Raw genomic sequence first — 12,607 nt, forward strand, 5'->3', positions numbered from 1 at the left:
GACTGAGTCTGTCATTTGATTTCTCCTGCATCCTATGTTGCAGCACGCCGATTAGCCTGACGCATAATGTGTCAGGCTAATCGGCTTACTGCGCATCTAACTATTGATTTTACTGCATTTGGAAGATTTCAGGCTATTTCAGCGATTATTCCGTTACCATATAAGGATAATTGACTACGGTGCGGGGAACCAGCGTTTCCTTAATTGCACGCTGGCTCATCCAGCGATATAAATTAATAGCACTGCCTGCTTTATCATTTGTCCCTGATCCTCTGCTGCCACCAAATGGTTGCTGTCCAACCACCGCGCCAGTAGGTTTGTCGTTAATATAGAAGTTGCCTGCTGCATGATCCAATGCTTTTGCCATTTTGATGATTGCTGCTCTGTCCTGTGCAAATACAGCCCCCGTCAATCCATACGGAGTTGCAGTATCGCAGTCTTTTAAGGCTTCGTCCAGTTTATCATTGGGATATACATAAATGGTTATAATCGGCCCAAAGATTTCTTCTACCATGGTCTTGAATGCAGGCGTCTTTGCTACTATCACAGTAGGCTCTACGAAATATCCTGCACTATCATCGCTTCCGCCGCCAATAATGATTTCGGCATCTTTAGATTCCTTTGCATAGCTCAGGTAGCTCTGACAATTCTTAAATGATTTTTGGTCAATTACAGCATTCATCAGGTTGGTGAAATCACAAACATCACCCATCTTAATCTTCCCAATTTCCTCTTCAAGACGTCCTTTTAATTTACTCCAAAGACTTTCGGGAATATAAGCACGAGATGCTGCTGAGCATTTTTGCCCTTGGTATTCAAAAGCTCCTAAAACTATGGCGCATGCAAGAGATTCAATATCTGCGGATTCATGAGCAAAGATAAAATCCTTTCCTCCTGTCTCACCTACAAGACGAGGGTACGTGACATATTTATTAAGGTTTTCACCGACTTGCTTCCAGATCCCGTTAAATACATTTGTAGAACCCGTAAAGTGGACGCCCGCCATTTTGGGGTGACTAATAACGACGTTGCCAAAGTCTACCCCTCTAGATGGTACAAAGTTGATAACACCTGCAGGTAAACCCGCTTCCATAAGAATTTGCATAATGTAATAGTTAGATAACACCGCCGTAGAGGATGGCTTCCACAAGACCGTATTGCCAACCATAGCTGGAGCTGTAGAAAGATTTCCACCGATAGAGGTGAAATTGAAAGGAGTGATTGCTGCCACAAAGCCATCCAATGCACGATATTCTACACGATTCCATACTCCATCTGTACTGTTAGGCTGCTGCTTATAAATTTCCTGTACATAGTAGGGATTAAAGCGAAGAAAATCGGCCAATTCGCAGATAATATCAATTTCTGACTGATAAGCATTTTTACTTTGTACAAGCATGCAAGATGCTGCTATCTTCGCTCTATATTTTCCTGTCAATAAATCCGCTGCTTTTAAGAAAATCGTAGCGCGATGTTCCCATGGCATGTTTTCCCATTCTTCTTTTGCCCCTTCAGCAGCTTCAATTGCCATGAGCAGCTCTTTTTCACCGGCTATACAATATTCACCAAGCTCTTTTTTATGGTCATGAGGGCAAATCATTTTTTCTTTATTTTCGGAACGAACTTCTTTTCCAGCAATAATCATTGGTATTTCAATAGGGTTTGCCAATTGTCTTTCAAGCTCCGCCTTTAAAGCTTCCCGTTCAGGAGATCCCGGCATATACGTTTTTACAGGCTCATTTTTGGGAAGCGAGACTTGGAAATAAGCATTATTCATCTTTAATATTCCTCCTTGGCTATTTTGATCATTACGTTGACTATTAATTAAGAAGTATATACCTCATAATTATTTATCTAAATCTTACTTCAAAAATAGCGCTAGGTATATTCAGAATATCTTATAGATTGCATTAGTATTTTAAATACTTGCCGCTAAGATGATCCCTCTTGTATCATGCCAATCATTTCTTTAATCAAATCCCTCGCTAATAATGCATTCATTAGGTGATCTTGCGCATGGGCTACTAACAAGTTCATTTCTTGCTTTTCACCTTTTGCTTCCGTTTGCAATAGATTCGTTTGCAAGGTATGTGCTTTTTGTAATTCTTTAGTTGACTCTTTGAGGCATTCAAAAGCCTCTTTATGTTTTCCGCTTCGCGCAAAGCTTAGAGCCTCGAAACAATAGCTGCGTGCATTTCCTGCATGTAAGATAAGAGTGAAAGCAATGTGTTCCATTTCCACGCTGCACCTCCCATATTTGGTTATACCGAGAATCTAATTAAGAATATCATCTTGGTTTACTCAGAAAAATTAACCTCATTATCCTTATTTCGCGGCATTCCCATATGTACTTTATACCAAGCTGCATACATGGTCGGCAATACTAACAGCGTTAATATGGTAGCAACAAATAATCCAGCAGCAATCGCCACTGCCATTGGTCCCCAAAATACGCTGGAGAATAAGGGAATCATTGCTAAGATTGCCGCAGCTGCCGTTAATAAGATAGGACGGCAGCGAATGACTGTCGCATCAATCACTGCATCCCACAGGGATTCTCCATTTGAAACCAATTGTTCAATCTGGTCTATTAAGATTACTGAATTACGCATAATAATCCCGGATAAGGACAAAATCCCCAGCTGAACAACAAAACCGATTGGATGTCCCGTAAGTAAAAGCCCCAAAACTACACCAATGATGCCAAGAGGTGCTGTTAATAATGTCAGTATCATTTTAGGTATATTTTGCAGCTGAATCATCAATAGAATCATGATTGCTCCCACCATCATAGGCACAGGTTCAGAAATGAATTTAGCCGCTTTTATACTATCCTCTAAAGCTCCATCTACTTCAATGGTGTAACCAAAAGGTAAATCAGCACGTAACTCTTTAAGAGTATCATAAACCTCTTGCGTAACGTCATTTCCCATAAATCCTGGGTTTACTTCTGCCTGCACGATAACCATAGACTTCAACCCCCGCCTCCAGAAGAGTCCATCTTCTGCATCATAACTTATTTTTGCTATTTGATCCACAGGGATATATCTTCCGTTACCAATATGAACATTTAGGTCTTTAATTCGAGAAATGTCATTTCTATCTTGTGGTGCACCTTTAAATACCATACTGATGGTTCTATCCTCCACACGAAAATCTGCAATGGATGCGCCAGATAATTGTGTTTGCAGCGAAGACGCTAATGACTGTGTATCCACTCCAAGTTTTCTTGCCTTATCCTGATCAATCTCAAAGTGTATCACTTTACTTTTCTCATCCCAGTTAAAGTTAATATTCCTTACACCTGGATGGGCTGCCATGGTATCCCGCATTTTCTGGGCGATTACTCTGACTTTTTCAGGATCATAACCTCGAACTCGTATCATAACAGGATAATCTGCCGAAGGACCGTTGGCAATCACTTTCATATGTCCCCGTACGTTAGTCATCTTTTCATTTAATATAGTATTGACTTTCTGGGATAATGCCTCGCGAGCCTTAGCATCTTTAGCAACAATAATGAACTCCGCAAAATTTGTTTTATTAAAAGTAGGTTCAAAGCTTAAGACAAAACGAGGAGCGCCTTCACCTACATGATATGTATAGTAGTCAATAGCAGGATCACCCTCTATGCGCTTGGCAAATTCTTCAGCAATTTCTTCCGTAGCTTTCAAAGAAGCTCCTTCCTGCAGCTTCATTTGAACAATTAGCTCTGGTCTGGTAGATGCAGGAAAGAACTCCTGTTTAATCAGACTCATTGCTAATACAGCACCAAGAAAGCACGCCACGGTTCCTAATAATACTTGTTTTTTATGATTTAAACACCAAATTAGAATTCTTTTAAAGTATCGATAAAATTTAGTATCATAAATATTGTGTTCCTTTCCTTCAGCACCAGCTGATTCCATCTTAATGAACAGATAACCTAATAAAGGTGTTACTGTGCCGGCAGCAACCCAAGATAATAATAATGCCAATACCACTACTGTGAAAATACTGCCGCAATACTCAGCGGCACTTCCTCTTGCAAAACCAACAGGAACAAAACCGGCACAAGTAACCAGGGCACCTGTTAACCGTGGATAGGCTGTTGCAGTATAAGCATAGCAAGCGGCATTAAACCTTGTCCAGCCTTGCTCTAATTTTACAGACATCATTTCAATCGTGATGATGGCATCATCAACTAAGAGTCCCAAAGCAATAATGAGAGCACCTAGGGATATTTTCTGCAGATCAATCCCCATAAAATTCATAAAGGTAAAAACGGCTGCAATCACTAAGGGAATACAAAGAGCTACGATGACACCTGAACGCACTCCCAGGCTAAGAAAGCTGACAATTAATACAATAGCCACTGCTTCTCCTAAGGATTTTACAAATTCATCAATGGATGTTTCTACAATCTTCGGCTGATTCACGGTCTGATTTAGCTCTAACCCCACTGGCAGCTCTTTTTTGATTTGTTCAATGGCATTTTCTAAATTCTTGCCTAGGGTCAGTATATTCCCTCCCGGCTCCATAGCCAAAGAAATTCCAATAGCAGGCTGTCCGTTATAAAACATTTTAGGATCAGAAGGTTCAGCATAACTGCGGCTGATTTTGGCTATATCCCCTAAGCGAAACGTACTGCCATTAGCTTGAATCGGTACATTGCGAATGGCCTCCACATCTTCAAACATTCCTGTAACGCGTAAATAAACATTGTCGGAAGCTGTTTCAAACATTCCTGAAGCAGTCATAGCATTTTGTGTTTGGAGCGTAGAGGCGATGATACTTGGATCAATTCCCAATTGAGACAGTTTGTTATTTTCTATCTCAATATATATTTTTTCGGTTTGCACTCCAAGGAGTACAATCTTTTTTACGCTAGGAATATCTAGGAGCAGACGGCGAATCCTTTCTGCCTTTTGCCGCATTTCCTCATAGGTATAGCCATCACCTGTAAGAGTATAGACTACACCATATACTTCATCAAATCGATCATTAAAATTGGGAGCCAAAGCACCTTCAGGAAGGGTGCTTTTCATATCATTTATCATATTACGAGCTTCCAGCCATGTGGACCGGACATCTTTCTTGAGAACCGTATCTTTTAAAAATACGTAAGTAATGGTTTGCCCCGGAGTAGAATAGCTTTTTACATAGTCAAGGCCAGGCAAATCCTGCAGTTTTTTTTCAATTTTATCAGTGACCTGCTCTTCCATCTGACGAGCAGTAGCTCCTGGCCAGGAAACCTGAACAATCATTTGTTTTATCGTAAAATCAGGATCTTCCATACGTCCCAGTTTATTATAGGAGACTACTCCCATAATAAAGAATAACACAATAAAAAAATAGATAAATTGCTTATGATTTAAAGACCATTCAGTAAGATTAAAATTCTTCATAACGTATCACCGCTAATACGAACCTTTTGCCCTTCTTTTAATTTATGCACTCCTGCTGTAATAATCACATCTCCATTTTGGAGTCCTTCTAGTACTTGGACCTTTCCGTCACCAAAGGCACCAATTTTAATGTGACGCAACGTTACACTTTCATTATGTAGCACCCAAACTCCAGGAACATCGCTATTTTGATAAATTGCGGTTAGAGGAATATAGACTGCGGCTTGCTGATTCCCTCCATTAGCTGCCGTTACCGTAGACGTCATCCCCAATTTTACTTCTTGAGGAGGATTCAGCAGACTTACCCGGACTTTATAGGTACGAGATACGGCATCAGCCATAGGAGCAATCTCTCTAACAGCAGCGTCGACACTAACGGCAGGCAATGCCCAAAAAGAAACGTTAAGCTGCCCCATGTTACGAAATTCATCAATACGATTTTCAGGAACACTAATTTCAACTTCCCGCTCTCCATCCTGTACGATAGTAACTACAGATTGTCCTGCTGCAACAACCTGCCCTGCTTCGGCTGTTATGCTGGATATAACGCCTGCTTTATCAGCATATAAAACACTATAATCTAATTGATTAGATCCTTGAGCATATTGGGCCGAAGCCTGACGCAGGCTTGCAGCAGCCACATCATAGGCACTTTTGTATTGATCAAGTTGAGCTGCACTAATCGCTCCCCCTTCGTATAACTTTTGGTAGCGATTGAGATTATTTTCCGCCAGCTTTACCTGAGACTCAGCGGAATAGACTTGCGCTGCATTACTATTGACCGTTTGCTTAACATCTTTGGCGTCTATTTCCATAAGCACATCTCCAGCATTTACAACACTGCCTAGCTGCACATGCCGTTTTATTATTTTCCCGCCAACTTGAAAAGCCAGCTGACTTTCAAAACGCCCCTTAACTTCACCGGAATAAATATAATTTTGAGCCGCACCCGCATTCTCGACAACTGCAGTACGAACCAAGGCCACCTCTTCCATAACTACAGCTGATTTAGAATGTCCTTTGATCATAATTCCCGCTGCTACAGCTGCCAAAACCACACCTGCAGCCAGACCATAATATAGTTTCTTCTTACTGAACTTCTGCATCTTTCCACTCCTTTATATAAATACAACTAATGTTAAATATTATTTTAAATTAAACATTTATTTAATAAACTCTAAAAAAAAGAATTTATTAAAAGACTTTTTTTATGTAGGGTTACTTAAAACACCTCTGAGAAACATTTCAATGGCCTCTGTCATGTAGTATTCAGCCTTATCCTTTTTTGTCTCCAAAAATTCATCTGCAAGATAATTCGTCATAAAATAAAAATGTAAAACGCTTCCTAACAGTACATTAGCGCAATCAGGCTTAACATCTGACCGGATTTGCCCATTATTAATTCCTTCTTGAATACACTCCGTTAAGAAATCATGATTACGTAGAATAGCCGGCTTTACAATACTTTCATAGCAATTCGTAGAGTTTATGATTTCACCATAAATTAGACGATGATTATAAGGATAGAATTTATGTAACTTTACAAATTTTTGTGAAAAACGTCTGATTTTTTCGATGGGACAGCGTTCTTCATTACGAATTGAAACTATTATATTATCTACTAATTCAAACTGAGCTTCCAGTATAGCAGCATAAAGCTTCTCTTTTCCACCAAAATAATATGAAATCAGAGCAATATTTACTTCGGCAGCCTCTGCAAGTTCTTTTACAGATACTGCAGCAAATCCTTTTTGTGCGAACAAAGGAGCTGCTGCAGTCATTATTTTATGAACTGCTGGCTTATCTGTCATTATTTCCTTTTTCACTTTTTCCCCCATATTCTTCAACTTCAATCCATATTAAATGATCATTTAATATGGATTATACTTCCTATTCATAAATTTGTCTAGTTAGAAAGTGAATAAAGATAAGCCATCCAACTCGATTGTGCAGAAATCTGATGGCAATGTCCTTGATTTATCTCCAGACCGCTGACCTTTGCATTCATTACATTATCAGGTAGTTAGATTTTTTCATACACGCCATGAAAAGCCATAAGCCGATTAGCCTAACGCATAATTATACGTTGGACTAATCGGCTTTGTTTACGTGATTGTGTCCTCTTTTACCAGAGTCCGAGCACCTTCCACCATGCACCGCCGATTCCGAGCCAGATAATTACATTAACTGTAGTAAGTATAAACCCGAGCCGCCACCAGTCAGCCTGTGTTACATATCCAGCTCCGAAAAGAATCGGACCTGCCGCACCACTGTAATGTGTCAACGGTATCATAACATTGGATAAAAATGCAAAAGCTAATGCCGCGAGAATCGGAGGCACTCCTGCGCCAACAGCAATTGCAAGAAACGCTGCATACATAGCGCTAATATGTGCAGTAACACTAGCGAAACCATAATGACTATACACATAAATCACAATCAGTATCGCAAATGCCATAATCCAGGACAATCCCGATGCAGCAATTACCGTTCCTGCCGATTTAGCAATCCATCCAATAAAGCCTGACTTGGCAAGTTCAGTTGCTAAAGCAACAAGAGATCCCATCCAAAATAGCGTATCCCATGCTCCCTTTTCACTGATTACATCTTCCCAGGAAAGAGCCTGGCAAATAACCATTATACAAACAGCGCTCATAGCTACAACAGTCGCATCAATACGGGTAATGCCCGATGTCGCCCACATAATCATTGCACCTATAAATACAAAAGCTACCACCTTTTCTATTTTCGCCATGGGACCCATAGCTTTTAATTCCTCAATCGCTATTCTTTTTGCATCTGGCATTGCCGTAATTTCCGGGGGATACAATTTATAGAGAATGTATGGAATTAATAACAGTGAAACAATTCCGGGAACAATGGCTGCCAAAGCCCATGAAGCCCAGGTAAGCTGTACACCAATTGTGTGAGAAGCAAGTTCGACAGCAAGTGGATTGCCTGCCATAGCGGTCATAAACATTGCGCAAGTAATCGCATTAGCATGATACTCAACCTGCATGATATAGGAACCAAATCTTCGTGCTGTCGGTCCTGGTTCTGATCCAAGAGCAGAAGATAAGCTCTTAATGATTGGAAAAATAATACCACCCGCCCGTGCCGCACTAGAAGGTGTAGCCGGTGAAATAACAAAATCACTGAGAGTTATGGCGTAGCCCAATGTCAATGAAGACTTACCTATCATTTTAATGATGACAAATGCGATTCTCCTGCCAAGACCGCTTTTAATGAAACCCCGGGCAAATAAAAATGCAGAAACAATCAGCCACATGGTTCCATTACTATAACCAGATAGAGCAGCCCCCAGTTTTAATGTTCCGGATAAAGCAGTAAAAGTAACTGCGATAAAAGCAATGGCTCCGATTGGCAATGGCTGAAGAATATATCCCAGGATCGTAGCAACGAATATTGCAAATAAGTGCCACGCCTCTGCCTTTAAACCTGCTGGAACCGGCATAAACCATATAACGGCACCAACAGCAATTACAAGTAGTCCATTTCGCATCTCTTTGCTCATGGCATTATGTCACATCCCTTTTCAAAAAATTCAATGAAGCACCTCTTTTATAATGCTTTTGATAAATCAGGCGTATGTCGGACAAGTGAGTACATGATTCGGATTCGCGACATACGCCTGATGAAAGAATATGAAAATATTTTATGCGTTGTATTTCGCAAGAACGCGGTCAGCAAATTGAGGCGCATAGCCAATATAGTTTCGCGGATTTAGCATTTCTGTAATTTCTTCATCCGTGAATGCACCGCGAACTTTGGGATCAGCCTTAAGCGCTGTCTCCATCTGGGCTTCTTCTTCATATGCTTTCATGCAGGTTCTGTAAACGATCTCGTGAGCTGTCATTCGTCCTAATTTTGGTGCTAAATGCATCATAACGCATTCTGACATCATTATGCCTCTTAATTTGTTTAAGTTTGCTTCCATGTGTTTCGGATAGACAATTAGGTTTTCCAGCACATCCATTGATTTTTCAAGTGCTGCACCCATAAGATGGCAAGCACGCGGGATTGCTTCCCACTCTGTAAGAAAGCAACCCCAGTCCCGTTCATTTTCGCTGACCATACTTTCAACAATTGCTGGAGCTATACTTCTAACACTGCGGCAAAGTGCAATGATATTCTCGACGACCTGCGGATTACGTTTATGCGGCATGGTGCTAGAACCAACTTTCCCCATGAAAAAGGGTTCTTCCAATTCTATAATTTCAGTTCTTTGTAACGATAAGATTTCGCTGGCAATCCGCCCTAATGTACCAGCACAAATGGCCAGTACGCTGGCAAATTCCGCCTGGCTGTCACGTGCAACATGCCAGGCAATTGTGGGAACGTTCAAATCCAAAATTTCCATCATTCGTGCCTGAACTTCAAGTCCTTTTTCCGGATGAGAGGCCAATGTCCCCACTGCACCTGCCATTTCACCAACAAAAACCCTGTCTTTAATCTCTTGCAAACGCTGAATATTTCTGCCCAGTTCGTCTGCCCAGACAGCTACTTTATACCCCAGCGTAATTGGCAGCGCATGAATAACATGTGTTCTACCGCACATAATCGTATCTTTATGTTCTCTGACTAACTTCAGTGTCGATTTTTGACATGCAATCATTTGTTCTAAAATGTTTGCATAAGCCTCTTTCATCTGCAGTACAAGACCGGTGTCAATAATATCCTGACTAGTTGCGCCCCAATGAACATACTCACCGGCGTTGTTAGCTAATACTGTTTCAAATTCTCTTAATAAAGGTACAATTGTTATAGAACTTTTGTAAGATTCACCGATCCGAGGGATATTTAATAGTTCTGCATTTGCTTTTGCATTGATTTCATCCGCTTTATCCTTAGGGATAATGCCTAGCTCTCCTTGTGCTTTTGCTAATGCAGCTTCCGTATCCAGCCATTTTTGTACCATATTTTTATCACTGAATATTTCTCTCATTTTGTCGGTACTGAATAAGACTCCAAAAATTTGACTATCGATTGTTGTTGATGCCATTTAAAAAATCCCTTCCTTTTCCCGTAATTTCGTATTTATTCAATTTCTTGCCATGTGCACAATAACAAGCAGATCAACTTCGCCTTAATACTATCATTAAAAAAATTAACGGTGAAATATCGACAAATTATTATTTCATAACAAAGTCTTATATATATTTAAAATTACCTAAAAAAGCAGTTTATTCTAAATATTCCTAGGCTTATTCTATTTATTGTTACATTTTTTACAGCAACATAACTTAAATTTATCTTATAATAAGAAAAGCTTATCGCCTTATTCTCTATGAAAGTGCCCAAGTTAGACTTTTCCATGTTAGAATGAATACATTACAAACGTACGGGAGCAAAGATTATGGAATTAAGACAATTAGAGTATTTTCTTATGGTGAGTAAAACGAACAGCTTCACCCGAGCAGCAGAACGTCTTTATGTATCCCAGCCCGCTGTAACAAATGCGATCCGCATTTTAGAAGAAGAACTAGGCGTTCAGCTATTTGACCGCAATCAGAAACAAGCCGTTCTGACAGCAGAAGGACAGGTTTTCTTCAATCATGTTGAAAACATTATGTGCGGTGTATCAAAGACAATCTTTGAAATAAATGAATTAAAAAATCTGAATAGTGGTTTACTAACCTTAGCAATTACCCCTATTGCCGGAACATGGCCAATTCCTAAGCTTTTAAAAATATTTAAATGCAAATACCCGAACATCCAGATTTCTTTCATTGAAGAAAATGTCACAGAGGTACAAACATTATTAATTGAAAACAAAGCTGATCTTGGCATCGTCATTCTAGGCGACAATAATAACCTCATCGATTATACATTGATTAGTTCACAGGAGCTCGTTATCTGTTGTTCAAAAAACCACTGCTTTCAAAGAAAGAACTCCATAGATCTATCCGAGCTAGTAAACGAGCCATTAATCCTGCTTACCCAAAACTGTTTACTTCGTAAGATCATTGTAAAAGAATTCGAGAGGCTAAATACACTGCCCCAAATAGCTTTTGAATCCAATCACATCCAAACCATTAAAAGCCTTGTTGCCTGTAATGCAGGTCTTACAATCTTACCTTATGATTTATGTGACAATTCCCTTGTCACAATTCCGCTGGATACCCCTTTAACGATTGATACTGCCATTGCTATTAAAAAAAATAAATATATCTCACATGCTGCACAAGCTTTCCTTACATTAGCTAAAGAGAATTTTTTAAAGCACCATGAGAATTAATCTTATTATTTTTTATGAGGAGATCATGATATGAATGTAAAAATTGCCGTTGTTGCCAGCGGTCCATTGATTGCTGGTGAAATTGCGAGTATTATACAGTCCATCATAAGTGAAAGTATCGTTATTCAGACGTACTTGACTTGTGAGATTAAGGATAGCTCCACTGCTGATATCTATGTTTGCGCCCAAACACAACTAAAGTCACTGTCACAAGTTGTCCCAAAAGAAAAAATTGTTTTACTCGATCTAATGCCAAACTCGAAATTTTTCATTTCCATAGCTCGTATTCCTAAAAATGAAATCGTTTATATATTTAATAACCATTTAGAATATGCTGCTATCCTAAGTAATTACTGTAAGAATCTCGGTATCACCAACGAATTTGTGCCGATTGCCTATCGTGAAATGCCACAAAAAGATGTTTTGGCACAATTGCAAAAAGCTAACTATATAATTGGCGTTGACCGTTTTGTGGGGGAGGGTGGGCTTTTATCTCCAACCTATAGCACACACTTGCAAAAAGATGTCATGATCATTCCAGCAACCCGCGCCGCATCTGTTCACTCTGCCTGTGTGCTAATACAATGCATCGCGAATAAATTTCATCGCCATATCGCTGATGCTGCAGAAAAAATAAAGGCAGATTTACAAAGTGAATCTCCCCTTTCTGAAGATGATCTAAAAAAGCTTAAACTAGAAGCCAAGCATCTAGCTATTTCCAGTAATCAAGCAATGGATATCATTCAAAATGCAGTAACAAAATCAGTGTTAAATAATATTTCATCTGATACTGCTCTGCTTGCTCCTTATAGTAACCGTTTAGATATTGACCAGCTTGCCAACCAGCCAATAGATAACTTCTTAGAAATGATTATGGATTCAAACCGCACTCTGCATTTAATTGCTAAAAAGCTTGCAAGTCTATAAATAAGCATGAGTTCATATTTGCTCTAAGGCAGAT

Annotated in this window: 9 protein-coding genes; 2 read left to right on the plus strand and 7 right to left on the minus strand. The window is 39.6% G+C overall.

Annotation, left to right across the window (positions count from 1 at the left end; translation table 11 throughout):
* Window positions 1-145: 145 nt before the first annotated feature.
* The 7 genes from pruA to purB all read right to left on the minus strand — a co-directional run bounded on the left by pruA (window position 146) and on the right by purB (window position 10,410).
* The gene (gene pruA / locus FR7_RS21685; protein ID WP_007950817.1) at window positions 146-1,777 is read right to left on the minus strand and encodes an L-glutamate gamma-semialdehyde dehydrogenase; all 1,632 of its coding nucleotides are present in this window, start codon (window positions 1,775-1,777) and stop codon (window positions 146-148) included.
* 155 nt (window positions 1,778-1,932) lie between these two features.
* Window positions 1,933-2,235, minus strand: coding sequence for a PTS sugar transporter subunit IIA (locus tag FR7_RS21690; RefSeq protein ID WP_007950818.1), 303 nt, complete (start codon window positions 2,233-2,235; stop codon window positions 1,933-1,935).
* Window positions 2,236-2,297: 62 nt separating this feature from the next.
* Window positions 2,298-5,387, minus strand: a complete 3,090-nt coding sequence (locus FR7_RS21695) for an efflux RND transporter permease subunit (protein ID WP_007950820.1) — start codon at window positions 5,385-5,387, stop codon at window positions 2,298-2,300.
* On the minus strand, window positions 5,384-6,493 hold the full coding sequence (locus tag FR7_RS21700) for an efflux RND transporter periplasmic adaptor subunit (RefSeq protein ID WP_007932973.1): 1,110 nt from the start codon (window positions 6,491-6,493) through the stop codon (window positions 5,384-5,386). The genes FR7_RS21695 and FR7_RS21700 overlap by 4 nt, the downstream gene beginning before the upstream one ends.
* A gap of 102 nt (window positions 6,494-6,595) precedes the next feature.
* Complete coding sequence (locus tag FR7_RS21705; protein WP_007932974.1) at window positions 6,596-7,213, minus strand: TetR/AcrR family transcriptional regulator; 618 nt, start codon at window positions 7,211-7,213, stop codon at window positions 6,596-6,598.
* A 299-nt stretch (window positions 7,214-7,512) separates the two neighbouring features.
* Window positions 7,513-8,910, minus strand: a complete 1,398-nt coding sequence (locus FR7_RS21710; protein ID WP_007950822.1) for an anion permease — start codon at window positions 8,908-8,910, stop codon at window positions 7,513-7,515.
* 153 nt (window positions 8,911-9,063) lie between these two features.
* Window positions 9,064-10,410, minus strand: a complete 1,347-nt coding sequence (purB, locus tag FR7_RS21715) for an adenylosuccinate lyase (protein WP_007932976.1) — start codon at window positions 10,408-10,410, stop codon at window positions 9,064-9,066.
* Between the two features lie 354 nt (window positions 10,411-10,764).
* On the opposite strand from purB, the gene FR7_RS21720 reads away from it, so the two are divergent.
* Together FR7_RS21720 and FR7_RS21725 are read left to right on the plus strand one after the other, a co-directional pair.
* Entirely contained in the window at window positions 10,765-11,646 is an 882-nt protein-coding gene (locus FR7_RS21720) for a LysR family transcriptional regulator (RefSeq protein WP_007932977.1), read from the plus strand.
* A 30-nt stretch (window positions 11,647-11,676) separates the two neighbouring features.
* Complete coding sequence (locus tag FR7_RS21725; protein ID WP_007932978.1) at window positions 11,677-12,573, plus strand: hypothetical protein; 897 nt, start codon at window positions 11,677-11,679, stop codon at window positions 12,571-12,573.
* Window positions 12,574-12,607: the final 34 nt, after the last annotated feature.

Source organism: Pelosinus fermentans DSM 17108, assembly GCF_000271485.2.
GTDB lineage: Bacteria > Bacillota > Negativicutes > DSM-13327 > DSM-13327 > Pelosinus > Pelosinus fermentans.

What these genes read in the sequence shown, in the direction of transcription:
- pruA (WP_007950817.1), bottom strand. Translation starts at nt 1,777, where the DNA reads ATGAATAATGCTTATTTCCAAGTCTCGCTTCCCAAAAATGAGCCTGTA.
- FR7_RS21695 (WP_007950820.1), bottom strand. Translation starts at nt 5,387, where the DNA reads ATGAAGAATTTTAATCTTACTGAATGGTCTTTAAATCATAAGCAATTT.
- FR7_RS21725 (WP_007932978.1), top strand. Translation starts at nt 11,677, where the DNA reads ATGAATGTAAAAATTGCCGTTGTTGCCAGCGGTCCATTGATTGCTGGT.
- purB (WP_007932976.1), bottom strand. Translation starts at nt 10,410, where the DNA reads ATGGCATCAACAACAATCGATAGTCAAATTTTTGGAGTCTTATTCAGT.
- FR7_RS21710 (WP_007950822.1), bottom strand. Translation starts at nt 8,910, where the DNA reads ATGCGAAATGGACTACTTGTAATTGCTGTTGGTGCCGTTATATGGTTT.
- FR7_RS21720 (WP_007932977.1), top strand. Translation starts at nt 10,765, where the DNA reads ATGGAATTAAGACAATTAGAGTATTTTCTTATGGTGAGTAAAACGAAC.
- FR7_RS21690 (WP_007950818.1), bottom strand. Translation starts at nt 2,235, where the DNA reads ATGGAACACATTGCTTTCACTCTTATCTTACATGCAGGAAATGCACGC.
- FR7_RS21700 (WP_007932973.1), bottom strand. Translation starts at nt 6,493, where the DNA reads ATGCAGAAGTTCAGTAAGAAGAAACTATATTATGGTCTGGCTGCAGGT.